Raw genomic sequence first — 26498 nt, 5'->3', positions numbered from 1 at the left:
TCCGTTGTGAAAACATTTAAAAGGGCCCCGATTGATCTTATCATTCGGGGTCGTTTTTTACCTCCTATACCAATCTTCCACATCATCTGCCGGTTGGTTTGTCAAGGGTTCTATGGATTCGTGTTGCGTTGTAACGAGGGAAACCCAGATGCCTACTCCTACACTTCGGTAGGAATCAAGAGTAGTGATTTTTGCGTACAGTGGTACTCCCGCATCTAGGAGATTTGCCAATACGATGTTCTCATATGCTGGTATATATCCTAGAAAATTCTCCCCTCTTCTGATGCCTACTGCAAACTTGTCAAATTTATGGTTTGGAAACCTCTCTATCTCTAGCTCATTCCCTACCTTAATATCTTTAAAAATCTTAGAAAAATCGTAATACTGGATTCCTTTCAAGTAATTATCATATACCTTAACATCTCTCATATGGAAAGCTTCTGGAGAACCCTTTGCACTTGATACTTCAGGCAACAAAACCCCTGTACTCGCTAATCCAAATACCTTTAAAAATTCCTTCCTTTTCATTATTCCTATATTGTTTAACTTATAAACTTACTTTTCTTACATCATCTAACACCATTTCAATTGCACCTATATCAATCAAAATTCACTTTGCGTAGTTTTGAGTAAATTACTATCTTCGAAATAAAACAAACAAAAAGTTTGATTTCAAATATTTAAATTTCAGTGTATTATGGAAAACTAAAATAACCATCTCCTAAACTAACACTAAATTTATTATAAAAAAATAGCCTAATCAGTGTAAATCCCATTATTGACACCAATTGTCTCAAAACTTACTAAAACCCCTATCTTTAAAAATAAAAATGAAAAGCATTAAGCTTGACATGAAATCCATTAAAACATATTTTTTAAACTGATGATACGCTTTTTTTGTCAGTAACTTCAATTCATTGGCTCAACAGGTTGTTAATGGTCAATATTCATAAATATCCAATATCAATTTATATCGGAAGTTAGATAAATAAGGATTTTGTAATGTTATTGGCAATGTTCCGTATATCCATATTTTTAATTGGAGGCAACTGTAATTGGTTTCTTCTGAAAAATGTTTACCTCCTTTTATTATATTAGCCGAATGATAAGAATTTGGCTTTTACTCTGTCTTTGCTTTGGGCTTTCAATGAAGAGCCAATCACAAAGCAAAGAGGCAATTGGATTGATTAAGACCAGTCAGGGGGATATTTTCATCAAGCTTTTCAATGAGACGCCCAAACACAAGCAAAGCTTTATTGACTTAGCAGAAAATAATTATTGGGATTCATTGACGTTCAATCGGGTTATTCCAAATTTCGTGGCACAAGCAGGCTGTCCGGATACTGAGCAAGGTTTCAATGATCCAGAATACCTTTTGGAACCTGAATTTGTCAAAGGAATTACCCATGTATATGGCGCAGTGGGTGCAGGTAGAGATGATAATCCAGAAAAACTATCAGCAACTTGTCAGTTCTATATCGTACACAATCAAGCCGGACTGCATCGACTCGATAATGAATACACTGTTTTTGGTCAAGTCATTAAAGGCATGGACGTTGTGGACAAAATTGTATTCTCCAAGAGAGACGAACTTGACTTTCCAATAGAGCCTGTAAGTATGGAAATTAACATAATTTATCTAACAAATTCTGAAATCAAAAAATTAATCGACTCGTAAATTCGTTAATATTTTATAATTTCAAGGCATGATTTGGGCTTATCCTGACGGAAAATTAATAATAGGGCTGGCAATTGCATTCGGATTGCTCTACGCCATTTACTTGTATAGATTTTATTTGATCAATAGAAAACTTAAGGTCAAGAAGCATAGATTGATCCTGAAGCTATTTCTAAGGCTTGCTTATTTTGCTTTGTTTTTGATTGCAATAGCAGGCCCTTCTGTAGGCACTTCGATGAAGGAAATCAAAGAGGAAGGTAAGGACATTTACTTTGTAGTAGATTTATCCCAATCCATGAATGCTACCGATATCGGCCCGAGTAGACTCCAAAAAGTAAAATTTGAACTAAAAAATCTTGCCAAACAGTTTGCTGGAGATAGGTTAGGTTTGATTATTTTCAGTTCCGAGGCTTTTATTCAATGTCCTCTTACTTTTGACCAAAATGTCATCAATCTTCATATCGATGGATTAAACACCAACTTAGTCCCAAATCAAGGTACTGACCTTCTTGCACCTCTCCAGTTGGCTATGGGTAAATTTACCAGTGATGACAGGCCAGAAGCCAATAGCAAGTCCATTGTATTGATATCTGATGGAGAAGATTTTGGAGAAAACTTCAGGGCTATCATCAATGATTTGAACAATGAAGGAATTAAAATATTTAGCTTGGGCGTAGGCACCTCCCAAGGTAGCACCATCCCGAAAGGCAATAGCTTGATCATAGATCCTAAAACTAACCAACCTGCAATTACCAGATTAGATCCTTCTAGTCTTAAGTATTTGGCAGCCCAAACTGACGGAGGATACTTTGAATTAAGTGATGAAAATCAAGAAATCCCGAACCTCATCGCTGCTATAGAAAGACAAGAAGGCGCTGTCACTGGTAGTAGAATGATTGAAGCATCAGCCAATAAATACTTCTATTTCCTCCTGGCAGGTCTTGCCCTAGCATTAATAGATATGATTTTACCTTTCAGAACGATAAATCTATAAGTGAATTAAGCCAATTATGATAGCTATTATTAGAACCATATTTTTGCTTCTATTATTGATCCCAAGTTCGTGGCTTCTGATCACTAAGATGAATAAGGCAATTAAAACCGCCAAAGAAAGCTATGCTTCAGCAGCTTATGAAAAGTCCGTGGCAGACCATCTTATTTTGATGTCGGATTTTGAGATTGATTCGCCAGAAGTTCAATTCAACCTTGGCCTAAGTTATATGAACAATGATCAAAGAGAAGAAGCACAGCGAACCTTCACTACCTTGATCAGTTCAGCAAACAAATATATTGCTTCATTTTCATTCAATCACAATGGTATATTACTAGCTCAAGATCAGCAATATGAAGAAGCTTTAGAAGCATTCAAATTTTCATTGATCAAAGACCCAAGCAATGAAGCCGCTCGCTACAATTATGAATTGCTGGCTAGGTGGCTAGAAGAAAATCCTGATCAAAATCAGCAAGATCAAGAAGGTGAAAATGATGAAAATCAAGATGACCAAGAAAATCAAGATCAGGAAGATCAAAAGCAAGACAAAAGTGATGAAAATAAGAAGGATGGTGAGGGTGATGAACAAACCAACGAAGATGAAGCATCTAAATCAGAACAAAAAGAAGATAAGGAAGGGCAGCAATCAAAAGAAGAGTCTGAAAACAAAGAAAGCAATTTAGAAAGCGATCTGAGCGACAGAGAAAAGGCAAAAGAACAATTGAAAGAGCGGCTTAAAGAAATGAATTTGACCCCAGAGCAAGCTGCCCAAATTCTAGAAGCGATGAATGCAGCAGAGCTGCGTTACATTCAGCAAAACAGAAAGAATCCAACGAAAAGACCCGAAAGAGGGTTGCCAGAATGGTAGCTTTATGGTTCAAAATCTTAGTCCCGATAGCTCGGAATTAAACTAAAAGAAGGATAAAGAATAAAGTCCCTTCCAGCCCAATCATTTGGATGTGAAATAGTTGCGTTTAGTCATGCGTCTCAAATCACAATTATTTATAATTTATGTGTACCCAAAGTACTGATTAAATAAAGATATGAGACATAGTCCCCACTATCTAATTCAAAATCCTATAATTTTAAAACATTCTAACCTAAATATAAACCCAATGAAAGAAGTATTTATTGTAGCAGCTGTAAGAACTCCATTAGGAAGCTTTGGAGGAAAGTTATCAGGATTATCAGCCACCGAATTAGGCAGTATAGCTATCCAAGGGGCTTTGAAAAAAGGTGGAGTCAAAGCAGAATCCGTGGATGAAGTATTGATGGGAAATGTACTCTCTGCTAACTTAGGTCAAGCACCAGCGAGGCAAGCAGCAGTTGGGGCTGGCATAGGCTATAATGTGCCTTGCACCACCATCAATAAAGTTTGCTCTTCAGGGATGAAAGCAGTAATGTTTGCAGCACAAAGCATCATGACTGGTCAAAATGACATCGTTGTAGCGGGAGGTATGGAAAGTATGTCCAATGTGCCCTACTATGTACCGAAAGCTAGGTTTGGATACAAATTCGGAAATGCTGAATTTGTTGATGGATTAGCTAAAGATGGACTTTTTGAAGTTTACAACAAATTCCCAATGGGAAATTGTGCAGAAAATACAGCCAAAGAAATGAAAATTAGCCGTGAAGATCAAGATGAATATGCCATCCAATCTTACAACAGATCAGCTGAATCTTGGAAAAACGGTGTATTCAAAGATGAAGTTATACCTGTAGAAATTACTGGTAGAAAAGGAGAGAAAATCGTCATAGACGAGGATGAGGAATACAAGAATGTAATGTTTGATAAGATAGCCAGCTTGAGACCTGTATTTGATAAAGAAGGTACTGTCACTGCTGCCAATGCTTCTACTATGAATGATGGAGCATCAGCATTGATTTTGGCTTCCAAAGAAAAAGTTCAAGAGCTAGGCTTGAAGCCAATAGCAAAAATCAGGGGCTTTGCAGATGCTGCACAAGATCCTCTATGGTTTACAACTGCTCCAGCATTGGCTATTCCTAAAGCAATTAAGCATGCAGGTCTGACAGAGAATGATGTAGACTTTTATGAAATCAACGAAGCATTTGCAGCTGTAGCACTAGCCAATAAAAAGCAGCTCAACTTAGACAATGATAAATTGAATGTCTTTGGTGGGGCTGTCTCTTTAGGACATCCACTCGGAGCATCTGGAGCTAGAATCATTGCTACTTTGCATACTGTGCTGACAGTAAAAAACGGTAAAATCGGAGTAGCTGGTATTTGCAACGGAGGCGGAGGTGCATCTGCCATAGTTATCGAGAAGCTGTAAATATATCATGATAAGGCTATTCACCATCTTATTATTTACTTCAATTATAGGTGTATTACACGCTCAAAATCAGCAAGTAAAAACATACTACGAAGAAGAAAATTTAAAAATCAAGGAGGTCTTTGAACAAAGGAGTGGTGTAAGAGATGGTGCATACAGTTTATATTATGAAAGTGGTAGCTTGGCTGTAATAGGGCAATTTAAGTCAGGCCAAAGACAAGGGGTTTTTGTTGATTTTTTCCCAGGTACTCAAGATACATTGCGACTGACAAATTATCTGAATGATAAGAAGGAAGGAATCTCAACAACCTTTGACGAGGATGGGAATAAAATCCAAGAGGTATCTTACCACGAAAATCAAATTGAGGGAAAGTTGTTGACATATTTTCCTAATGGGAACATAAAGCAAGAAGCCAACTTCTCCAATAACAAACCTCATGGTGAAACTTTGATTTATAGTGAAAATGGGGAAATCCTTGAAAGAAAGCAATTCAAAAGCGGTATCCTAGAGGGAGATCAATTTCAATATCATGCAGGGGAAGTTCCAAAATCAATTATTCCTTATAAAAAAGGTCAGATTCATGGAACCATGAGGATGTATTTTGAATCTGGAAAAATCAAGTCAAAGATCAACTACAAGTCAGGTTATCAGCACGGTGAGTATATCCAATTTCATGAAAATGGAAAAATCGCTAAAATTGGAAAATACAAGCGAGGGGACCCAGATGGGCTATTCAAAAGTTTCTATGAAAATGAGCAGCTTGCCGAACAAAGCAAATATAAAAATGGACTTCCTATAGGACTAGCGGAAAGCTACTTCCCTACAGGTCAAATCGAAGAACAAATCTTTTATGATAGGTTAAGTAACATCGAGAAGATCAATACCTATTATGAATCAAATCAAATTAAAAAAGTAGCTCTATATCAAAATGGTCGACAGCATGGAACAACCAAAGTATATCACCCAAATGGAAAAATCAAGGAGGAACTACCCTATGTAAGAGGGATGGTTCATGGTAACCAAAAGATATACAATGAGATCGGAGAAATAGTCATAGAGCGTATCTTCAAAGAAGGGAAGTTTGTAAGTGAAAAAACAAAATAAATGATGGGCATATAATCAAAAAAGCTTGGGATACAATTTATTTAAAATCAGAAAACCAGTTCTATTCCCACTTGCTTTTTTTATTTTTGTCCAAATAACATCAAGATGAAAGGCGCAATAAAAGAGACCAAGTTTCGATTTCCTAACCAGATAGGATTTTATAAGGGGAAAGTCAGAGACGTATACAAATTTGAAAAATCAATAGTAGTGATTGCTACTGATCGGATTTCAGCTTTTGACGTAGTTTTACCAAAACCAATTCCATACAAAGGACAAGTTTTGAATCAAATTGCAGCAAAATTTCTTGAGGCTACTTCCGACATTGTGCCCAACTGGGTCACCTCCCACCCTGATCCAAATGTGACTATGGGTAAAAAATGTGAACCTTTCAAAGTGGAGATGGTCATCAGAGGATATTTGGCTGGTCATGCTGCTAGAGAATACGCAGCAGGAAAGCGAACCATCTGCGGAGTAGCGCTTCCAGATGGTCTCAAAGAGAACGATAAGCTTCCTCATCCTATCATCACGCCTACGACAAAAGCAGACGAAGGACATGATGAAGATATATCCAAAGAGTCGATATTAGCTAAAGGAATTGTATCGCATGATGATTATCAGATTTTAGAAAAATACACCCATGCACTATATGCCAGAGGCACAGAGATCGCAGCTGAAAAAGGCCTTATCTTAGTCGATACAAAATATGAATTCGGAAAGTATGATGGTGAAATTTACCTCATAGATGAAATACATACACCTGATTCATCAAGGTACTTTTACGCTGATCGCTATGAAGCAAACCAAGCCGCAGGTTTACCTCAAAAACAGTTGTCAAAAGAATTTGTGAGACAATGGTTGATTTCAAATGGTTTTCAAGGAAAAGAAGGACAGCAAGTACCTGATATGCCACCAGCATTTGTTCAAGAAATTTCTGATAGGTACATCGAACTATTTGAAAAAATAACTGGAGAAACTTTCGTCAAAGCTGAAACATTAGAAATAGAAAAACGAATTGAAAAAGCTGTTTTAGATCATTTAATGTGAACAAATTGCATGTAAACAGGTTTCAATTCAAGATAAATTTAAAATAAACAAGGTCAAAGATTGAACATTTTCATGAAAAATAATCTTTGGCAGAACAAATCAAGAATTATTGAGGTTCACTATCGAAATATTGAACCAAAAGACGAACAAAAGCATTATTGAAAACAAACTTAGGATATGAAATATACAGTTGATAAAAAAGAGCAATACGTTGTATTTACGCCACAAGAAGAGAAACTAGATTCTTCATTATCTCCAAAGCTAAAGTCAGAATTACTGACTGTACATGCTGAAGGATATGAAAACCTTATTCTTGACATGAGTCATGTAAAATATGCTGACTCTAGTGGATTAAGCGCATTGCTTGTGGGAAATAGAGAGTTCAATAGAGAAGGTGGAATTTTTGTCATCGTAGCTCCCCAAGAGCATGTATTGAAGCTGATCAAAATTTCTATGCTTGACAAAGTATTTACCATAGTAGATACCTTGGAAGAAGCTGCCGAGGCCGTGTTTATGCATACCATCAAAACTGCTGGTGCAGAAGAGGAAGAAGATTAATTTTGGATTTTACCGTCACAATCTTAGGCTCAAATGCTGCCATTCCTGCCCATGGCAGGAATCAGACTGCGCAATTGGTTAATATTGGATTATCTTATCTCCTCTTAGATTGTGGAGAAGGCACTCAAAACCAATTGCGCAGTTTCAAATTGCGATATAGTAAAATAGATTATATATTTATTTCGCATTTACATGGTGATCATTATTATGGTCTCATGGGATTGATCACCACTTTTCATTTACATAGGAGATCGAAGCTTCTCACTATTTTTGGTCCCAAAGGACTTGATGAAATCATTACCATTCAGCTAAAGTATAGCAATACCAAACTCAATTATCCTATAAGGTTCGTATCTACAGATGCGGATGTGAAAGCATTGATATTGGAGGAAAGAAATTTTCGCGTTTACTCTTTTCCACTTAAGCATCGCATACCTTGTACGGGGTTTCTTATTCAAGAAAAGCAGGGTTTGCTCAATATGAATAAAGCAAAACTTCTTGAAAAGAAAATAAGTATAGAAGCAATCAACTCTCTAAGAAAAGGTATAGACTATACCGATAAAAACGGTGACCACTACAGCGTAACAGAGTACACCATCCCTCCTGCTCCTTTGAGGTCATACGCTTTTTGCTCAGATACAATCTATGACCCAATCGACTTGACTGCCAATATCCAAGGGGTGACTACCATCTATCATGAAGCTACATTTGGAGATGATGAAGTAGAAAGGGCAGTAGATACATTTCACAGCACGGCCAGACAAGCGGGACTCATTGCTGCAAAGATCAACGCAAAAAAATTAATACTAGGACACTTCTCAACAAGATACCTAAACTTAGCACCTTTATTAGAACAGGCTCAAGCATCATTTTCTGAAAGTGTATTAGGGGAAGAAGGCATTACTTATCCAATAGTGTAAATATGATAGAACCATTACCTGTAGCCACAAAAAAAGCTGCCGCTTTTCAATCAAAGAAAACCAATCTATTCATAATTCTTTCAGGCATTTTTCTTACCAACGCAATCTTAGCAGAAATTATCGGGGTAAAGATTTTCTCTGGAGAAATGACTCTTGGTTTTGAACCTGTAGGTTGGACTTTTTTTGGAGATTATGTGCTTGACTTTAACCTAACAGCAGGAGCAGTCATTTGGCCAATTGTTTTTATCACGACAGATATCATCAATGAGTATTTCGGAAAAAAAGGAGTTAGAAAAATAAGCTTTATCACGGCCTTTTTTATTGCATATATATTTGTAATCATAGCCATTGTCACCCAGCTTGCTCCAGCACCATTCTGGCTTGAAGTCAATAGCCCAGATCCAGAAGGTAATGATTTCAATATCCATTATGCTTTCAATACGATCTTTAGACAGGGACTTGGCATTATCATCGGTTCTTTGATTGCTTTTCTTCTAGGACAACTTATAGATGTCTATGTATTTCAAAAGTTGAGACTTATCACAGGTTCCAAAATGATCTGGCTTAGGGCTACTGGCTCTACATTGGTTTCCCAATTTATTGATTCCTTTGTGGTCTTAGGAATTGCATTTTACATTTTTGGAAATTGGAGCTGGGCGCAAGTTGTGTCTGTTGGGATTATCAATTATATCTACAAGTTCTCTGTGGCTATACTTCTTACACCTCTATTGTATCTAGGACATCATCTTATTGATAGGTATTTGGGAAAGGAAATAGCAGAAAAAATGACACAAGAAGCAATGGAAGACACTTCTTTTCTTTGAAATTTTTAAAAACTCAAAACTTTGTCAATTAATCTTATAATAGTCGATTTAGCTTAATTCGGATATTCATAGAATTGGTTACTTGTTGATTTTTGAGATGAACATTTGGTAGTATTGGCGAATTGATATACCGATAAGGAAATGAAAAATTAAGATTCTGATCAAACGCTTTTTTTTATCAGTAACTTTAATTCATTGGGTCAACAGCTTGTTAATGCTCAATATCCATAAGTATCCAATATCAATTTATATTGGAAGTTAGATAAATCGGAATTTTGTAATGTTATTGGTAAAGTTCTGTATATCCATAATTAAGATTATCAAGATAGAAGTCTACATCTGAAGCAAAATGTCTGAGTAAAATTTCGTCTTCAGCTTGAGAATTATTCAATTTAGTTGCACTAACAAGCCATAATTTTGACTGCCTGATGTTAAGTTTTTGGATTTATACTAACCTTTGAAAAAAGTTGTCGTTAGTTTTAATAACTAATCCAGCAAAATCATGACCAAAAAGCTAGTAATTTTCTCTCTTCTATTTTTAATTTCTCTTCACTCCTTCTCACAAAAACACAAACAAGGAATAGTCAATAGAAAATTTTCGACTTTTCAAGTGGGAGATACGGTGAATATTTTAGGATATAAGGAAACCGAGTATTCAGAAAGAACTCAATACCTTATTAAAAGTTCATTTGATAATGTCCACGTAAATACCGATAGAATTGACTTAATTGATGATGACTTTACATTTTGGGAAAATCAATGGTTCAAATACCGAGCTCGTGATATTCAAAACAATGGCTGGTACAGTTCTAATAGAGACCTTTTACACACAGATGCAATGGAGTTTTTGGAAGAAGTCAAGCAGAACAATTTAGTATTCGAAGATGAGGTATTGTACGATTATCTATATCAATTGATTTTTAAAATTCACCCAAGTTATTTGATCAAAGACAAGAACCGTGTAGTTCATTTGGCTATAATCAAATCAACCGAACCCACATACTTTTCATTTGATAATGGGATGATCATATTGACAACAGGATCACTTTCTTTGGCAAAAGATGAAGCCGATATCGTCAAGATGCTCTCTGAATGCCTTGCGAATACAGTACTCGACCATAACTTAATAAATCTCAATCAAGCAATCAAAGCAGAAAATCGAGCAAGAACCTGGGGCACCATCACCACCTTAGCATCTTCTGCTGTAATGGCTTATGGGAATGCAAAAAATGGAACCTATTATAATTTTGACGATGCTTATACCCTTGGATTAGCTGCATCTTACCTTACAGCAGAAAATATGCAAAGGATAGGTGCAAATTACAACAATGAACAAAACAAACTTGTCAAAAGTGTAGCCGCAGAATACTGGAAAGAGCATATTGGTCAATACAATACCTCTAATAAACAAGTAATGGCTATCTTATCAAATGCCATTAGTTATACGGCTTGGCAGGAATTTTACAGCAAGAATTACGAATATTCTCTACTTCTAGCAGAACGAATAGAAAGCATGGAAATGGCTACCGAAGATGAATACTTACTATTGAGTAAATTGTACAGAAGGTTGGGCAACGATTTAGATACTAATCTTCAAGCACTCACATATATCAATAATGCAAGAGAGATGGCTTTGGAACCAATGGTTGATTTAGATTTGGAAGAGGGCCTGATATACTTAAGAATGGAAGATTTCAAAAATGCAAAAACCTCATTTCTAAAATACAGAGAAAATCTAATCGCACTTCAGAGATCAGGTGACCCAATGCCTAAAAGCGACCTAAAATACATCAATCAAATCCTAAGAAGATTCAACATGCACGATGAGGATAAAAGTATTGGAGTATTAGATTGATATACGATTCAAAACTTAAGTCAATATGGATTAGGTTATTACAATCAATACAAGTATATCAACTGGAAAACTAAGAAAAAAATAATTGAGTTCAAGTGAAGTTAAATAAGAGCACTTCACTCGAACTCAAATATAGTGAATCATTTATGGAGAAAGGCCATTTTTTTTAACAACACGATTGATCCATTAAGCATTTGGAGGCATGGTAGGCCTCACTTCGATTTTACTCGGTAGGGTTCTAGGATTCATTCTCAATAAATCGACTACCATCTGACCCAAATCTTCAATTTGTATCTTCCAAGCATCTGCTTCGCTAGGCTGATGATCGTTGAAGTAAGTGGCCACAGAGCCAGGCATAATCGTAGATACTTTGATTCCATACTTTCTCAAATCTAGCATCACAGCTTGTGAAAAACCTGTGACTCCAAACTTACTTGCATTGTATGCAGACCCATTTGCAAAAAAGTTTGTTCCAGCCAAACTTGAGATTGTTATAAAATAACCTTTGGTGCTTTTTAATCCTTCAAGTCCTGCTTTGATGCTATAAAAAACACCTGTCAAATTGGTATCTATTGTTTCTTGCCATTGTTCTGAGGTCAAATTTTCTATCGAAGCAAAGTGACCAATTCCAGCATTTGCAATGACTACGTCCAGTTGTCCCCACTGATCTATCAATTTACTTACAGCATTTTCTTGAGACTCTAGATTTCTTACATCTGCGGCTATTCCGATTACCTCCCCTTTACCTATTTTTTGCAATTTGGAAGCAGCTTCATCAGCAGCCTCTTGAGATCTACTGGTGATGGCGACTCTCATACCAGCTGCTAATAAGGATTCAGCAATACCAAATCCTATTCCTTTACTCCCACCTGTAATCAAAACTGTTTTTTGTTCTAAATCTTGCATTTCTTTCGATTCTAAGTTCAACTTAATTGTGAAAATGTAAGTTTAGAACCCCCAATTACAAGAAAAAGTTTGTTTATAAGAAAAAACAAAAATTTATTTTTTGGTCAACTTAGCATGAATGAATAGCAGTAGTACAGCCCCGCCAATGGATACAATCCAATTCATAGGACTCCAAAAACTCCCACTGACCACCAAGCCTAAAATACCAGCTAACCATCTTCCTACCAAAGAACCTAAGATCCCCAGCAAAATAGTAATTATCCATCCTCCAGGATCCTTTCCTGGATGAATCATCTTTGCAATAACACCTGCAATCAATCCAAAAATAATGTATGCTATCCAGCTCATAATATTTAGTTTTTTATCTAGATATGAAGATAGCTAAACCCGAATAAGATAACCAAGAATGTATGCTACGCATTGTTACGTAAGTTTAACAACCTAAAAAGTTCTATAGAATTTTAATTTGCAATTATAACCTCTACATTATTCCTCTGAAGCATCTTAATAAATTCCTCTTCTATACCATTATCGGTAATCACTTTATGGATTTTACTAAAGCCTGCTATAAATGCGAATCCAATTTTTTTGAATTTGGAAGAATCAGCGACGACAATTACTTCTTCCGCTACCTCTATCATCAATTGATTGAGGTACGCTTCTTCCATATTATAAGTATATATGCCATGATCTGATTTGAATCCATCTACACCTAAAAACAATTTATTACAATGCACTTGCTTGAAGTTTTTTTCTGCAAGCGGACCGACTAAAGACATCGAAAACTTTCTCAAAAATCCGCCTGGTACTATCACCTCAATATTTTCTGAGCTAGCAAGGTTATTGATGATGTCCAAAGCATTGCTAATAACTGATAGCCTTTCAAAATTCCCTATATTTTTAGATACCTCCAAGGTAGTAGTCCCTGAATCCAGAATGATGGAGTCTCCTTCGACTATCAATTCAGCAGCTGCCCTTCCGATAGCTTTTTTGGCTTCTAAGTTGGTCTTCTTTCTTTCTGCTACATGAACGGCCAAGGTATTTGTCTTAAAAGCACCTCCGTGAGCCCTGACCAATAGCTTATTTCTCTCCAAATTTGCCAAATCATTCCTGATAGTCACCTCGCTCACCTGAAACTCTTTGCTGAGTTCAGCAACATTTACTTGACCGCTTGATTCCAATTCTTCAAGTATTTTCGATCTTCTTAAAGCCGTTTTTTTCATTTGGGGATGTTTATTACTAAACTCACGAATTAAATAGTGAATTCAAAGATAAGCATAATTTCTTTCAAATTGCATAATACCAAAAGGAATTAAAACCATCATGAAAATTAAATAAGTTTTCAACAAATTTTTTGCTATTTTTTATTTGATTTATTTTCATATTCATTCGTTTTATTACTACTTTTATTTCGGAAAATTTCAGTTTCAATTAATTATTTATTCAATAAAAACATTTGAATAAGATGAATAAAAAATATTCGGTGCTGTTATTTCAAAACCATTTGGGACTTAAATCAATAATTAAAAGAAGTCAAAAGTAGCTCATTATAAAATCGAATTTAGTAAAATAAACACCATATCATTTCCAAATATCAATGACCATGAATACTCAGATTAATCTCAGTCCCGTCGAACTAGCATTTGTTCATGAATCTAAACAAAAGGCTAGCAATACTTTGACTCCTTACATTACAGTTGATAACTTTCCCAAACTAGGGTTGATCACAGCTTGTAGGTTTCTAGAGTGGGTTTCAAGCAATCCTGATGGAGTAATCAGTCTACCAACTGGAAAGACTCCTGAATATTTTATCAAGTGGACAAAGTACATTCTTGAAAATTGGGAAAATCAGAAGGGTAAGGATATCAGGAAAAAATATGGATTGGATAAATGTGAAAAGCCAAACTTACGAAACCTTACATTTGTACAAATAGATGAATTTTTCCCCATCTCATCAAAGCAAGCAAACAGTTTCTTTCACTATGTAAACAAATTTTACATTGAAGGTTTCGGTCTAAATCCTGATAATGCAATACTTATAAATTCTGATGAAATTCCACTTGCTGGAGGAAGGCATTTCAGTGAAGTTTTTCCAAAGCTTCATGTAGATCTTTCTTTAAGGTTTAGGGAGCCGATCAATGACCTGGAGAGGATTCAGCAAGAATCAATTTATCTCATCGATAAATGGTGTGGTGAATATGAAGATAAAATCAGGTCCAAGGGAGGCATTGGTTTTTTCCTTGGTGGAATAGGTCCCGATGGACACATAGCCTTCAACACGCGAGGCACCCATATGTATTCAGCAACTAGGCTGACAGAAACAAACTTCGAAACTCAAGCAGTAGCAGCAGGTGATTTGGGTGGCATTGAGGTTTCTTCAAATAGGCTAGTCATTACGATAGGCTTGGATACGATCACTTACAATTCAGACGCAGTCGCCATCATAATAGCAGCTGGAGAGGCTAAGGCCCAGATCATCAAAGACTCCTTAGAAAACCCGCTGAACAACTTATATCCTGCTACAAGCATTCAAAAATTGAAGAACGGTAGATTTTATCTCACAAAAGGTGCGGCGATTAAACTCACAGATTCAGTAGATGCTTACTACTCAGAGGGTGAATGGACTTGGGAAAAGACCGAAAGAGCTGTGATCTCTTTATGCAAAAAATTGAAGAAGTATGGAGATAGATTGAAGTTGGAGGATTTGAAAAAAGATAAATACACTTCGATGATTCCCGATCTTTCCGAGAATACAGTTGAAAAAGTCATGGAAAGCATGATCGCAAAAATGAAAAGAGGCACAGAAAGACAAAGTAATGAGGTGATTCTTCATACTGGTCCACATCATGATGATATCTCTTTGGGAATTCTGCCTCAGATCACTACTCAACTTCAAGAGAATTCAAATGAAGTACATTTCTCCGTACTTACTTCAGGATTTACAGCTGTGACAAACACTTTCATCATTGACACCTTGCTTCATACAAAGAAGCTATTGGACAATAATGAAATTCAAATGGTGAAATATGAGGATTTCTTTGATGTCGGTTACAAGCTTAAAACGGATAAAGATGTCTATCATTTTCTCACCAATGTGGCTTCTGAAAATGCCAATCAACGATTGAGAGGATTATGTCATAGACTTGTTCGAGCTATTGTAGGTATTTATGAAGTGAAAAATCAACAAACTTTACGAGAAACTATCAATGACTTGATCAGTATCCTTAGGAATTCTTATGATGGTGAAAAGAATCCTTCAAAAATTCAAAAGTTGAAAGGTATGGTCAGAGAGTTTGAGGAGGAGTTGGTTTGGGCTCATTTTGGAGTTCAAGTCAAAAATGTACATCACTTACGTCTTGGATTCTATACTGGGGACATTTTCACAGAGCAACCCGACAAGAAGAGAGACGTCGAACCTATCCTTGATTTGCTGAGAAAAGTAAAACCAACGATTTTGAGTTTAACCCTCGACCCTGAGGGTTCGGGACCAGACACACATTATAAGGTTTTGCAGGCAACTGCTGAGGCAGTGAGACAATGGAATGAAGAGGAAAATTTAGAGAATTTCCGGGTTGTAGGTTACAGAAACGTTTGGTTCAAATTCGAACCTTATGAAGCAAATGTAATCGTACCAGTCTCTCTTGGTGATATGTCTGTCATGGAAGATTCATTTGCAAATTGCTATTTAAGTCAAGTAAATGCATCATTCCCTAGCTATGCACATAATGGTAAGTTCAGTACTGTCGCAAAAAGAATTTGGGTAGATCAGCTCCAAGATATCCAATTACTACTTGGCAAAAATTACTTCTACTTACATGAATCTGCCAAAGTAAGAGCTAGCCATGGTTTGATCTATATCAAAGATATGAATGTCGAGGAGTTTTTGTCTCACGCAAGGGAACTAGAAAAATCCATTGAAGGGTTTATATAGTTATTCAATCAAATAGAAAATCACTTTAAGAGGCTAGTCAATTTACATTGATTGGCCTTTTATGGTTATATGCCCCATTTGGGGATCTGTAATCGTGCTAAACGCACCATCCACTCTACCAGCCAAATGATATTCAAAGCTTTTATCAAGTTTGCTCACTGATAGGTCATACCAACCCTTTGTTTTCGAAAGATCAACTGTCCAAAGGTATTTATCATTAGGTTGAAAAAGGATTTTCTTCGAAATTTCAGGGAATTGATTATCAATTAATAAAGCAGTGAAAGCATCCTTGCTATTGTTGTTTAGGATTAGTGTGATTGAAATATGATCTGAATTAGTCGCCTTATATTTTGTTGCAAATCCCAATTTATGGTTATTTGATTTTTTTGACATTATAGATCTCCAAAAACCATTTGGCCCATGAATATCAAGTGCAACCTCTCCATCCTCAAAACATTCTTGAAACCATTCATATGATAAAGTATCACCAGTCTTTACTGCAAAATCCCACGCAAATTGATTCGAATCTTTTTGAGGATTTCGATATCCAGCTCTAGCAAACACTTTTAAAGGTGCACCTTTAGATTGCTTACCAAAAATCTCTTCTCCACATGAAAAGAAAGTCTTAATTTTATTCGAATCCAATTCTAAATCACAATAATGCTCGTAGGGTATAATGTTGGAAGGCTTCACTCCTACTTCCTGTGGGCTGATAAACTGTTGGCATTGGTCAGAAAACAAATCCTCCTCATGGACCGTGACAAAATCCTTTGGAAGATTCAAACTTTTTGCAGAATGTATCCATTCCATGTGAGCCTTTTGATCAATAGCCCCAAAATCTAAATGCTGTCCATCTACCTCTCTAAACATTGAAGTTAGGTCTCCACAAATCTCCCTTCTCCAGGAACTAATATTGGGGCAATGAATTGCTTTCCTAGTTTTTTTACTTAAAAAAGTTTCTAAAAACATCAAACTCGATGTTAAATCACAAATTTGAGAATTCACCCAACCTCCCTTAGACCAAGGCGAAGCCACAATTAGAGGTACCCTATATCCTAATCCCACTGGACTTTCTCTTGCATCCTTTTGATCAAATCCAGCTTGAATCTCTTGTTCATAGCTTACCCACTCTCCTTTTGTACTCAAGCCTTTTGATAGCTTACCAGTTTGCTGGTCTTGCTCATTTGGAGCTAAAAATGGAGGAATATGATCAAAATAACCATCATTTTCATCATAGTTTAAGATGAAGATTGTTTTTTTCCACATTTCAGGGTTTTCAGTAAGTATATTCAACACTTCGGATACATACCAAGCACCATACCATGGAGAAGATGGGTGATCTGAAAATTTCTGGGGAGCAACTAGCCATGACACGGTGGGTAGTTTCCCATTTTTGACATCATCTCTAAACGATTTTAATATATCGCCTTTTGGTATATAAACCTCGTGGATTTCTCCATTATTTTCATAAGCAAAGGAATCAATTTTATGATAATCTGGATCATTTTCGTTGGTAACAAATGCGCGGCTATGTAATTTTCTTGACCTCTGGTCAAGCTTAAGGAAATTTGCCTGACTGTAATCTTTTAAAGTTTTGATGGCATATAAAAGAGTTTTCCTCTTTTTACTCAATTCTAGCTCTAAACCTGCTATGTCTTCCAGTTTAGTGGTAAGCAGTTCTTTCTCTGCCTTATCTATGATTTCTGGAAAAGTGTCATTTACGGTTTTGCAATAATTCAAATGCCCTTTGCAGAACCTGACTTGATACTGGCTAAACCATTCCAAGTTATTATCTGTAAAATTAGCCAAAAGGCTTTCTGCTTCTCCAGAAAGACCTGTTTTGATGCTTACTTCATTTTGATAGATTCTCCATGAGACCTGATTATCTTCCAAAATTTCCGGAAAAGTTAACCAATCCACCTCTTTTTCATAGTCGACTTCAGAATTTCTAACTTTTGGTTTATCACCATCAGCCCCATGAGTCTTTCCAGTCCAAAAAAACATCCTATTGGTAGTAGTTCCTGTCAGTGAGGAGCAGAAGTGCTGATCAGCAACAGTAAAGGCATCAGCTAGAGCATAATAAAAGGGAATATCTTGCCGCTGATAATAACCCATAGTCAATGGAATATGATTGAACTCCTTATTCGAAGGCTTTTTGGCTATTATCCATTTATCAAACTTTCCTGCATTATATGCATCAACTTGATTTTCCCAAGAATGTGGCAAATCTCCTAACCAAGTGGCATTTGAATCCTTCATGTTCAACCTAAACGGAGGGTAAGACTTACCATTACTATCTGGCTGAAACCATACGGGATTTCCATTGGATAGCTTAATGGCGCGAGGATCATTAAATCCCCTCACTCCCTTCAAAGATCCAAAACAATGATCAAAGGATCTATTTTCTTGCATTAAGAAGACGATATGTTCTGCATCATAGAAGCTACTACCTGGATTCGATTGAATATCATAGGCTTTTTGAATAGCTGCTATCAAAGGGCTAGAGACAGAAAGTCCACCCAACAGCATGCTCGCTTTTTTAAAAAAATCTCTTCGTGAATGATCTGTTGTTTGTGTCATAGTTTAAAATAAAGCAAGGTGAAGCTGAATCAAAAATAACTTCAAATCAATGTATCAATCAAAATTTAATATTAAGAAATTGTTTTACATTTTTACTGAGGTTGAGCCACCACCATTTAGGGTAATATCAATGGGTATGTTGGTTTTCCATGCGCCACGAGTGAAATCAGGAACATCAATTGAGTTTGATCTATTGAGTACTGACCATTCACTCAATGGTGAAATTACAGACCAAAGTGCAGCATCATATACATCTTGATCTAATGGCAAGCCGTTTCTAAGGCAATCTACAAGACGCCATTCCATCATAAAATCCATACCTCCATGTCCACCAATTTTCTGTGCCAAATCTCCTACTTTTTTGATGATTTCTGGAGTATATTTCTCTCTCAATTCAGAAACTTCCTGTTCTGATATCCAAGAATGACCACGTGATATCCTTTCACTGGGGTATTTTTGTGCAAATGCTTTCGTTCCACTTATCGCATGAAGTCTAGAATATGGCCTCGGTGATGTTACGTCATGTTGTAGCATCAAAGATTTACCTTGCTTTGTCTTTATCATTGTAGTATTCATGTTGCCTCCAAAACTTTTATTCTTGAATGAATCATAGAATCCATCAGTATTTGCGAGCTCATTCGCCTTATTTCCCATGTGAAAATCAGCCGAAGAAAGTGATGATAAATAGTCGAATTGATCCCCTCTATTGATATTCATTATTTGGGCAATTGGTCCAAGACCATGCGTAGGATATAAGTTTCCATCTCTGAAATTTTCTTTCAATCGCCACATGTCTTCGTAGGCTTCTTTAGAGAAATTCAGCTCTAAAAGGTCGTGAATATAAGCACCCTCAGCGTGGAGAATATCCCCAAAAAAACCATCTCTAGCCATACTCAAGGTCATCAATTCAAAAAAGTCATAACAGCAATTTTCAAGCATCATACAATGCTTTTTAGTTTTTTCTGAAGTTTCTACCAATTGCCAACATTCCTCAATTGTCTTCGCTGCTGGTACTTCAACAGCTACATGTTTTCCAGCTTCCATAGCGTACACCGCCATAGGAGTATGCCACTCCCAAGGAGTGGCTATATAAATCAGGTCTAGATCATCTCTGTCTACCAATTCTTTCCATACATCAGAACTCCCAGCATATTGAGCCGGCTTTGAATTGATATTTTTTAATGAACTTGATACTTTTTTTACTTTTTCCTCTTTAAGATCACATAGAGCCACTATCTCAACTCCTTCAATTCTACTCATTCTTGATACAGCAGAAGGCCCTCTCATACCCAATCCTATGAACCCCACTCTAACACTATCAAGTTTTGGAGCGGCATAACCTGACATATTGAAATGCTGATTAAAAGGACTTTTAATATGATCAGGAAGCTTTTTAAGCTGATCAGCAGAGCTGAAATTACTCAAAGAAGTCCCTAATAGTCCGAAACCGCTGAGACCTGAAATTTTCAAAAATTCCCTTCTTTTTTTGTTCATATTATTAAATGATTAAGGTTGAATCAAGCAGTTCGTTTTTATGTATATTCTTCCCCTCGCCATAAGCTATGATTGAAGATATCAATCATAGCAAAATAATCTACAGCGATTATTATAGATAGGTTTCTATCACCCATCAATGGCAAAGTTATTTAAAACTAATTCCAATTAATCAATCAATGACTATACTATACATTCCGCTTTGTCTATTACCAGGCGTGACGATGATGTAATTCAGTTTCAATGGATTTTGTCCTGAACCCACGATGGGCATATCAATTTTATCTTGATACAAATGTGAACTTCTATCTGCCAAATGCCCGTCAAATGTATAATAAATCTTACTTCCAGACACACTTGAGGTTAGTTTCACTTCTTTCTTACTTCCATTGGTAGAAATTTCTACTTGAGCTTCTGGAATTCTAAAATTTACTCCCAATTTTTCTAGTCTATTGAGACTTTCAGGAAGTCTTGTTTTTGCAAACTGATCATACTCTTTCTTTTCTTTAGGCATCCATGCCACTTCAGATAGAGCTAGGAGCCTTGGGAAAATCATGTATTGAATTTTTTCATTTGATGGCACATATTCAGTCCACATATTGGCCTGTACACCCAAAACATGCTTTTGTTGATCTGTTGTCAAATCCTTAGGTCTTGGATGATAACTGTACACTTTTTCAAGTGGCAAATAGCAACATATAAAAAGAGGCTCTTCTGATTGCTTTCCTTGTCCATGATCAAAATACATATGGCTGTTTGGTGTCATTATCACATCGTGTCCCATCTTTGCTGCTGCAATACCTCCAGCTTCTCCTCTCCAACTCATAACTGTAGCGTTTGGAGCTAGTCCTCCCTCCAAAATTTCATCCCATCCGATTAGGTTTCTTCCCTTACTATTCAAGAATTTTTCAATTCTTTTGATGAAATAGCTTTGAAGCTCATGCTCATCCTTAAGCTTTTCTCTTTTGATAACTTCTTGAGCTAGACTTGAGGTAATCCAGTGATCCTTTGGTACTTCATCTCCACCTATATGAATATATTTACTTGGAAAAATTTCCATCACTTCGGTAAGCACATCTTCCAAAAACTGAAAAGTTTGCTCTTTTGGTCCAAAAATATTGTACAGAATACCCCAATAACCTGGTACAAAGCCTAGAATTTCATTATTGTAAGGGTTTCCATTCTCTCTTTTTGCGTCAATATTTCCTTTTAACGGGACGCCATTGACTACATCAAAACTTCCAAACTCCGGATAAGCTGCAAGGACTGCTGATGTATGACCTGGAAGTTCTATTTCTGGAATGACTGTTATATGCCTTTTGGCAGCATATGCTACTAGTTCCCTAGCCTCACTTTGGGTATAAAAACCACCATGCGGCTTACCATCATAGATAAATGGCTTAAAATCACCATACTGACCAATTATGGTAGAATCTCTCCATGCAGCTTGCTGTGTTAGCTTAGGATATTTTTTTATTTCTAATCTCCAGCCTTGATCATCAGTGAGATGCCAGTGTAATCTATTCAGTTTGAAATGAGCCATTAGGTCTACTATTTCTTTCATTTCGTCCAAAGACCTAAAATGTCTACTCACATCTATCATCAATCCGCGATATCCAAACTCAGGCTTATCTTTGATGTCGACACTAGCAATTTTCAATTTTCCATCTTCTTCCTTGATGAGTTGCAACAAGGATTGTAGTCCGTAAAACACTCCTGCCTCACCTCCTACTATTTGAATGCTATTTGGATCCACTTGAAGCTGATAAGATTCAGGTTCTACTTTTGGATCATGAATTAATTTAATTTTGGTGCTATTTTCAGATCTTAGGATTGGTTTTAGTTGTATACCATATAATTTCTCTAGCTGAAAGTTCAAGAGTGAAACAGAATTTCTAAGCGATTCATTTTCTGAGAAAACTTGCATTTTATCTGTCAAAACAAATTCACCATCTCCTATCTGAAACTCTTGAGGATGGGGAATGATGGGTAGTGTTTCAGATAATTGGGCATAGGATAAAGTACTGCATAAAAACAGTGCAATCAATAATGACTGGATTTTGAATTTCATAGGGTAATTATTATTTGTTTTAGTTTTATCAAAAATTATCTGCCTCAACATAAGAAGCTATCAATTTTTTCTCTCCTTCCAATCCTCTTTGGGACAAACCATGCTCCATACCAATGATACCATCGTATCCTTTATCATAGATATATTTGAACATGTTTTGGTGGTTGATCTCTCCAGTTCCTGGTTCTTTTCGACCAGGATTATCTCCCACCTGAAAGTAGGCAATTTCGTCCCAGCATTTATCAATGTTCGAAATTAAATTTCCTTCATTTCTTTGCAAATGGTAAGAATCGTAAAGAATCTTGCAAGCGGGGCTACCCACGGCTTTACATATACTGTAGCTTTGATCTGAATGTCTCAAAAATAGCTCAGGTGTATCACTCAAAGGTTCTAAAACCATCACCATCCCATGTGGCTCAAAGATCTCTGCACCTCTTTTCAACGCTTCTATGACATGTCCTGTTTGTATGCCTATGGGTAAGTTTCTTTCAAAAAAACCAGGTACTACGGTCATCCATTGAGCATTCACTCTTTTGGCAACTTCGACAGACCTTTTACAAGTATCTAGAAAATTATCCAAAAACTCCCTTTTCCCCGAGGTCAATGATACTTTCCAATTATCTCCTCCATCCACTACAAAAACGCCCATTTTCATATTGAGCTTTTCTAGCCTTTTGGAAATTTTGTTTTGATCATCAGTGGATCTTCCAAGCATCCCATTATCTTCCAATGAACGAAATCCTTGATCAGCCATAAAGTCAAGTTGTGACATCAAGTCTTTACCTGCGTGCTGCTCAAACATCCCAAAATGAGGTCCATAGTTTAGCTTGAAATTTCTAACAGCTTTCGGAGATTTGGCTTCCATTGCAAAAGGTACCATTGTAGTCAATACCGTAGCCCAAGAAATCTTCTCAATAAATTTTCTCCTTTTCATGCTCATATCATTTTTGATTTGCCTGGTACTGCAATCGGATAAAATCCATCTTCATTTGGAAGTGATTTTGGAAGCTCTGACCAGCCTAGTTTTTCTGGCATGAGATCTAATTCCGAAGCCATACAATCTTCCCAAGATATAACTTTTCCAGAGTAAGTAGCAGCTCTACCCATGATAGCAGTCATGGTGCTTTTGGCAGCATAATCAGCATCATGAAACTTATACTCTCCAGATGAAATTGCTTTAAAAAGCTCGTCATGTTCAGTTTGAAATGGATTTCTGTTTCCTTTTGTATCATGTTCATAGAGGGATTTGCCACTCCCATCCCAAAGTTGCCCTCTGTTTCCTGCATTCATATAGGCACGCCCTTTTGTCCCTTGAAACGATTCATCTACACGATTGTGAGCACCCGAAAAGTGTCTACACTCTCCCAATATCACCGAACCATCTTCAAAAGTATAGGTAACCGAATGGTGATCAAATATTTCTCCGAATTCTTTTCCAGTACGTGTAAATCTCCCCCCAGTTCCTTCCGCTTTGATAGGATATGAACCTTTCACCCAATTCATCACATCTATGTTATGTACATGCTGTTCAAGAATATGATCTCCACATAGCCAATTGAAATAATACCAATTTCTCAATTGATATTCCATCTCGGTCATGCCAGCTGTTCGCTGATTGACCCATACTCCTCCATCATTCCAATATACTTGGCCAGACACAATATCCCCTATAGCCCCTTCATTAATGCGACTAATTGTCTCTTTATAATTATCTTGATATCTCCTTTGAAGTCCTACTACTACATTCAACTTTTTCTCCTTAGCTTCTTTGGATGCTTGCAATACTTTACGGATTCCAACAGCATCAACCGCAACTGGCTTCTCCATAAATACTTGCTTGTTTTGTCGGATAGCTTCTGCAAAGTGATCAGGCCTAAATCCTGGAGGTGTAGTAAGTATCACTACATCTGCTTCTTTCATAGCCTCTTTGTATGCATCAAATCCTACATACTTTCTATCCTCTGGTACATCTACCTTATCCTTGCCATACTTTTGAAAGATTGGTGCAAAGCTCCCATCTAGCCTATCTCTGAAGACATCCGCCATCGCAACTAGCTTGATATTATATCCTGTGTCAAAAGCTTGAAAAACAGCACCTGTTCCTCTCCCACCACAGCCTATCAAAGCTATCTTGATCACATCATCCCCGGTAGCAAAAGCCTTTGGCAATACATAGGGACTGAATAAGGTCGATCCTGCGATAAGGGCAGATGTCTTGATAAATTTTCTTCTTTGGTTCATTTGGTTATTGTTTAATAGGTTATTGAAATTGTTATAATAATTATTCTGATTATACACTTTTTGGCCAGCAACTTCAATTCATTGGCTCAAAAGGTTGTTAATGATCAATATCCATAAGTATCCTATATCAATTTATATCGGAAGTTAGATAAATCGGAATTTTGTAATGTTATTGGCAAAGTTTCGTATATCCATAATAATTAATATCCGCTTTTTTAGAAGTACTAATTCATTCTCCTAAAATATTACTTACTGATTAATATTCATTAGTAACTTGTACAAGACGAAGGTTGTCCATCTAGATTTCTAAATGTCAAAACATTTTGTTGGCTTGGTAACTTTTCTTGCTTATTATATACATGTCAGAAATTTTCATTGATAAAAACACCCAATAAATTTTTTAAAAATCAGCAGGTGGGATACGGTCAAAATAGGCTTGGATCTCTGATTCTGACGGTGTATTTAAAGGTCTTACCACTCGCATACCTACAAATGGAGCTTCTGGAAACCACCACCTGCTCTTTGGAATCTGTGGATCCAATTGCTTCCAAACGGGGTCAGAACCGAAGCGCCTAGCAACCCTCAAATCTTCAACTTCACTTTCATAATGGCCTCCTCTAAGTACTTGTGGATAGAGTTGATCTGAAACTACTTTTGGATTTTTATTTTGACTTTCATCATCTACATAGTTAGCATAAAAATCTCCCGTCCATTCCATTACATTTCCTAATATGTCGTAAAGGCCCCATGGATTAGGAGATTTTGAACCTACGGTACTTGTTACTTTATGGCTATTATGACTGTAGATTGCGTATTCACTCATCAAATCAGAATCACTCCCAAAAAAATAACTATCACTACTTCCTGCTCTTGCAGCATATTCCCATTCAGCTTCTGTAGGTAACCGATAAAATACTCCCGTTTTCAAATACAACCACCTGCAAAATTGGATTGCCCCGTATTGGGTCATTCCCACTGCTGGTTTGGAACCTTTCCCCATACCAAAAGTCATATCTAAATAAGGTGTTGACGGTCTTGTAAGTCCATCAACTTGGTGTGTCAAGGGCTTTGTACTGATACCAATTTCCAGGTTCTTATCCAAAAATAACTCAAACAAATCCCAGGTGACTTCATGGGCACCCATCCAAAATGCATCAATGTGTATTTCTCTCTGAGGAGATTCGTCTTCTTGAAATCCTATTTCATTTACTGAAGCTCCCATAACAAATGTACCTGCGGGTATGGGCATCATAGAGAATTTTAAGTCGGTATTCGGAATTTGCTGTTGGTATGGCTCAAAAGGAGCCTGATGATTGTTGAATCCAAATAGGCAAACAATTAATGCAAATGATCCTAAAAGCATCATTCTATATGGGTTTGATTTCATTCGTATAGTCACTGGGTAGATTGTATGTCAAAATGAATAGTGAGCAATATAAAAATTTGACAATTGATGTTCCAAACGAAATTACATAAGTGGTTTTTTTCAAAAGTCACAATTGTAGATAGTCAAAGGTCAACTGGTGAGGATGCTACCAATTTTCAAACAATTCATTTATTCAATTTCGGCATCCTGTTTGATTGAAAGACTTAATATTGAATATCAGGTTTTAGATCAAATAACTCCCCATGAATAAGAATTTATCCTTTCTAACACTTTTCATTTTATTCATTTCCATATCATGCAGTCCAAAAGTATCGCAAACAGGCAAAGCTTCCTACTATCACGATAAGTTTCATGGGAGGACTACCGCAAATGGTGAAAAGTACAAAAAACATAAAATGACAGCTGCTCACAAGACTTTACCCTTTGGCACCAAAGTAAAGGTAATCAATCAGACTAATGGGAAAAGGGTTCGGGTTCGTATCAATGACCGGGGTCCATTTGTAAGTGGAAGGATAATAGATCTCTCCAAAAAGGCAGCAAAAAAAATAGATCTCCTCGATGCTGGCGAAACTGATGTAAAAATAAAATACAAGAAGTAATCCTAGTATAAAATCCTACA

At 36.6% G+C, this 26498-nt stretch carries 22 protein-coding genes; 12 read left to right on the top strand and 10 right to left on the bottom strand.

Going from position 1 to position 26498, the window contains the following annotated elements; genetic code table 11:
- Positions 1-57: 57 nt before the first annotated feature.
- The gene (locus tag MM214_RS00390; RefSeq protein ID WP_241290758.1) at positions 58-528 is read right to left on the bottom strand and encodes an HIRAN domain-containing protein; all 471 of its coding nucleotides are present in this window, start codon (positions 526-528) and stop codon (positions 58-60) included.
- A gap of 619 nt (positions 529-1147) precedes the next feature.
- Between MM214_RS00390 and MM214_RS00385 the strand changes: the two genes are divergently transcribed.
- The 10 genes from MM214_RS00385 (at position 1148) to MM214_RS00340 (ending at position 11269) form a co-directional block, all read left to right on the top strand.
- Entirely contained in the window at positions 1148-1678 is a 531-nt protein-coding gene (locus tag MM214_RS00385; RefSeq protein WP_241290756.1) for a peptidylprolyl isomerase, read from the top strand.
- Between the two features lie 28 nt (positions 1679-1706).
- On the top strand, positions 1707-2672 hold the full coding sequence (locus MM214_RS00380; RefSeq protein ID WP_241290754.1) for a vWA domain-containing protein: 966 nt from the start codon (positions 1707-1709) through the stop codon (positions 2670-2672).
- A 16-nt stretch (positions 2673-2688) separates the two neighbouring features.
- Positions 2689-3537 (top strand): hypothetical protein, encoded by an 849-nt coding sequence (locus MM214_RS00375; protein WP_241290752.1) that lies wholly within the window; start codon positions 2689-2691, stop codon positions 3535-3537.
- Positions 3538-3784: 247 nt separating this feature from the next.
- Entirely contained in the window at positions 3785-4963 is a 1179-nt protein-coding gene (locus tag MM214_RS00370; RefSeq protein WP_241290750.1) for an acetyl-CoA C-acyltransferase, read from the top strand.
- Positions 4964-4970: 7 nt separating this feature from the next.
- Complete coding sequence (locus tag MM214_RS00365; RefSeq protein ID WP_241290749.1) at positions 4971-6068, top strand: toxin-antitoxin system YwqK family antitoxin; 1098 nt, start codon at positions 4971-4973, stop codon at positions 6066-6068.
- Between the two features lie 105 nt (positions 6069-6173).
- Positions 6174-7112, top strand: coding sequence for a phosphoribosylaminoimidazolesuccinocarboxamide synthase (locus MM214_RS00360; protein ID WP_241290747.1), 939 nt, complete (start codon positions 6174-6176; stop codon positions 7110-7112).
- A 177-nt stretch (positions 7113-7289) separates the two neighbouring features.
- The gene (locus MM214_RS00355; protein ID WP_241290745.1) at positions 7290-7670 is read left to right on the top strand and encodes an STAS domain-containing protein; all 381 of its coding nucleotides are present in this window, start codon (positions 7290-7292) and stop codon (positions 7668-7670) included.
- 2 nt (positions 7671-7672) lie between these two features.
- Positions 7673-8590 carry a ribonuclease Z gene (locus MM214_RS00350; RefSeq protein WP_241290743.1) on the top strand — a complete coding sequence of 306 codons (918 nt, stop codon included), beginning with the start codon at positions 7673-7675 and terminating at the stop codon, positions 8588-8590.
- Positions 8591-8592: 2 nt separating this feature from the next.
- The gene (locus MM214_RS00345; RefSeq protein ID WP_241290741.1) at positions 8593-9414 is read left to right on the top strand and encodes a queuosine precursor transporter; all 822 of its coding nucleotides are present in this window, start codon (positions 8593-8595) and stop codon (positions 9412-9414) included.
- Between the two features lie 502 nt (positions 9415-9916).
- Positions 9917-11269 (top strand): hypothetical protein, encoded by a 1353-nt coding sequence (locus MM214_RS00340; RefSeq protein WP_241290739.1) that lies wholly within the window; start codon positions 9917-9919, stop codon positions 11267-11269.
- 186 nt (positions 11270-11455) lie between these two features.
- On the opposite strand, the gene MM214_RS00335 is transcribed toward MM214_RS00340, so the two are convergent.
- The 3 genes from MM214_RS00335 to agaR all read right to left on the bottom strand — a co-directional run bounded on the left by MM214_RS00335 (position 11456) and on the right by agaR (position 13398).
- The gene (locus MM214_RS00335) at positions 11456-12175 is read right to left on the bottom strand and encodes an SDR family oxidoreductase (protein ID WP_241290737.1); all 720 of its coding nucleotides are present in this window, start codon (positions 12173-12175) and stop codon (positions 11456-11458) included.
- 93 nt (positions 12176-12268) lie between these two features.
- On the bottom strand, positions 12269-12523 hold the full coding sequence (locus MM214_RS00330; RefSeq protein ID WP_241290736.1) for a GlsB/YeaQ/YmgE family stress response membrane protein: 255 nt from the start codon (positions 12521-12523) through the stop codon (positions 12269-12271).
- A 113-nt stretch (positions 12524-12636) separates the two neighbouring features.
- Positions 12637-13398, bottom strand: coding sequence for a transcriptional repressor AgaR (agaR, locus tag MM214_RS00325; RefSeq protein WP_241290734.1), 762 nt, complete (start codon positions 13396-13398; stop codon positions 12637-12639).
- 380 nt (positions 13399-13778) lie between these two features.
- Between agaR and MM214_RS00320 the strand changes: the two genes are divergently transcribed.
- Entirely contained in the window at positions 13779-16106 is a 2328-nt protein-coding gene (locus tag MM214_RS00320) for a glucosamine-6-phosphate isomerase (RefSeq protein ID WP_241290732.1), read from the top strand.
- A gap of 42 nt (positions 16107-16148) precedes the next feature.
- On the opposite strand, the gene MM214_RS00315 is transcribed toward MM214_RS00320, so the two are convergent.
- The 6 genes from MM214_RS00315 to MM214_RS00290 all read right to left on the bottom strand — a co-directional run bounded on the left by MM214_RS00315 (position 16149) and on the right by MM214_RS00290 (position 25855).
- Positions 16149-18686 carry a phosphocholine-specific phospholipase C gene (locus tag MM214_RS00315; RefSeq protein ID WP_241290730.1) on the bottom strand — a complete coding sequence of 846 codons (2538 nt, stop codon included), beginning with the start codon at positions 18684-18686 and terminating at the stop codon, positions 16149-16151.
- A gap of 84 nt (positions 18687-18770) precedes the next feature.
- Entirely contained in the window at positions 18771-20180 is a 1410-nt protein-coding gene (locus MM214_RS00310; RefSeq protein WP_241290728.1) for a Gfo/Idh/MocA family protein, read from the bottom strand.
- Between the two features lie 172 nt (positions 20181-20352).
- On the bottom strand, positions 20353-22251 hold the full coding sequence (locus tag MM214_RS00305; RefSeq protein WP_241290726.1) for a beta-N-acetylhexosaminidase: 1899 nt from the start codon (positions 22249-22251) through the stop codon (positions 20353-20355).
- Positions 22252-22279: 28 nt separating this feature from the next.
- On the bottom strand, positions 22280-23185 hold the full coding sequence (locus MM214_RS00300; RefSeq protein ID WP_241290724.1) for a hydroxypyruvate isomerase family protein: 906 nt from the start codon (positions 23183-23185) through the stop codon (positions 22280-22282).
- A 2-nt stretch (positions 23186-23187) separates the two neighbouring features.
- The gene (locus MM214_RS00295) at positions 23188-24492 is read right to left on the bottom strand and encodes a Gfo/Idh/MocA family protein (protein ID WP_241290723.1); all 1305 of its coding nucleotides are present in this window, start codon (positions 24490-24492) and stop codon (positions 23188-23190) included.
- Between the two features lie 400 nt (positions 24493-24892).
- A complete protein-coding gene (locus MM214_RS00290; protein WP_241291232.1) occupies positions 24893-25855 on the bottom strand; it encodes a formylglycine-generating enzyme family protein in 963 nt (320 codons plus the stop codon).
- A gap of 266 nt (positions 25856-26121) precedes the next feature.
- On the opposite strand from MM214_RS00290, the gene MM214_RS00285 reads away from it, so the two are divergent.
- On the top strand, positions 26122-26478 hold the full coding sequence (locus MM214_RS00285) for a septal ring lytic transglycosylase RlpA family protein (RefSeq protein ID WP_241290721.1): 357 nt from the start codon (positions 26122-26124) through the stop codon (positions 26476-26478).
- Positions 26479-26498: the final 20 nt, after the last annotated feature.

The sequence above is a fragment of the Belliella kenyensis genome (genome assembly GCF_022549675.1).
GTDB classification, from domain to species: domain Bacteria; phylum Bacteroidota; class Bacteroidia; order Cytophagales; family Cyclobacteriaceae; genus Belliella; species Belliella kenyensis.
This window is presented reverse-complemented; position numbering and strand designations above follow the sequence as displayed.

Coding starts and splice junctions, on each gene's coding strand:
- MM214_RS00290 (WP_241291232.1), bottom strand. CDS start 25,855: ATGCTTTTAGGATCATTTGCATTAATTGTTTGCCTATTTGGATTCAAC.
- MM214_RS00295 (WP_241290723.1), bottom strand. CDS start 24,492: ATGAACCAAAGAAGAAAATTTATCAAGACATCTGCCCTTATCGCAGGA.
- MM214_RS00330 (WP_241290736.1), bottom strand. CDS start 12,523: ATGAGCTGGATAGCATACATTATTTTTGGATTGATTGCAGGTGTTATT.
- MM214_RS00300 (WP_241290724.1), bottom strand. CDS start 23,185: ATGAAAAGGAGAAAATTTATTGAGAAGATTTCTTGGGCTACGGTATTG.
- MM214_RS00365 (WP_241290749.1), top strand. CDS start 4,971: ATGATAAGGCTATTCACCATCTTATTATTTACTTCAATTATAGGTGTA.
- MM214_RS00360 (WP_241290747.1), top strand. CDS start 6,174: ATGAAAGGCGCAATAAAAGAGACCAAGTTTCGATTTCCTAACCAGATA.
- MM214_RS00370 (WP_241290750.1), top strand. CDS start 3,785: ATGAAAGAAGTATTTATTGTAGCAGCTGTAAGAACTCCATTAGGAAGC.
- MM214_RS00345 (WP_241290741.1), top strand. CDS start 8,593: ATGATAGAACCATTACCTGTAGCCACAAAAAAAGCTGCCGCTTTTCAA.
- MM214_RS00285 (WP_241290721.1), top strand. CDS start 26,122: ATGAATAAGAATTTATCCTTTCTAACACTTTTCATTTTATTCATTTCC.
- MM214_RS00390 (WP_241290758.1), bottom strand. CDS start 528: ATGAAAAGGAAGGAATTTTTAAAGGTATTTGGATTAGCGAGTACAGGG.
- MM214_RS00310 (WP_241290728.1), bottom strand. CDS start 20,180: ATGAACAAAAAAAGAAGGGAATTTTTGAAAATTTCAGGTCTCAGCGGT.
- MM214_RS00320 (WP_241290732.1), top strand. CDS start 13,779: ATGAATACTCAGATTAATCTCAGTCCCGTCGAACTAGCATTTGTTCAT.
- MM214_RS00315 (WP_241290730.1), bottom strand. CDS start 18,686: ATGACACAAACAACAGATCATTCACGAAGAGATTTTTTTAAAAAAGCG.
- MM214_RS00375 (WP_241290752.1), top strand. CDS start 2,689: ATGATAGCTATTATTAGAACCATATTTTTGCTTCTATTATTGATCCCA.
- MM214_RS00355 (WP_241290745.1), top strand. CDS start 7,290: ATGAAATATACAGTTGATAAAAAAGAGCAATACGTTGTATTTACGCCA.
- MM214_RS00340 (WP_241290739.1), top strand. CDS start 9,917: ATGACCAAAAAGCTAGTAATTTTCTCTCTTCTATTTTTAATTTCTCTT.
- MM214_RS00385 (WP_241290756.1), top strand. CDS start 1,148: ATGAAGAGCCAATCACAAAGCAAAGAGGCAATTGGATTGATTAAGACC.
- MM214_RS00305 (WP_241290726.1), bottom strand. CDS start 22,251: ATGAAATTCAAAATCCAGTCATTATTGATTGCACTGTTTTTATGCAGT.
- MM214_RS00380 (WP_241290754.1), top strand. CDS start 1,707: ATGATTTGGGCTTATCCTGACGGAAAATTAATAATAGGGCTGGCAATT.
- MM214_RS00335 (WP_241290737.1), bottom strand. CDS start 12,175: ATGCAAGATTTAGAACAAAAAACAGTTTTGATTACAGGTGGGAGTAAA.
- agaR (WP_241290734.1), bottom strand. CDS start 13,398: ATGAAAAAAACGGCTTTAAGAAGATCGAAAATACTTGAAGAATTGGAA.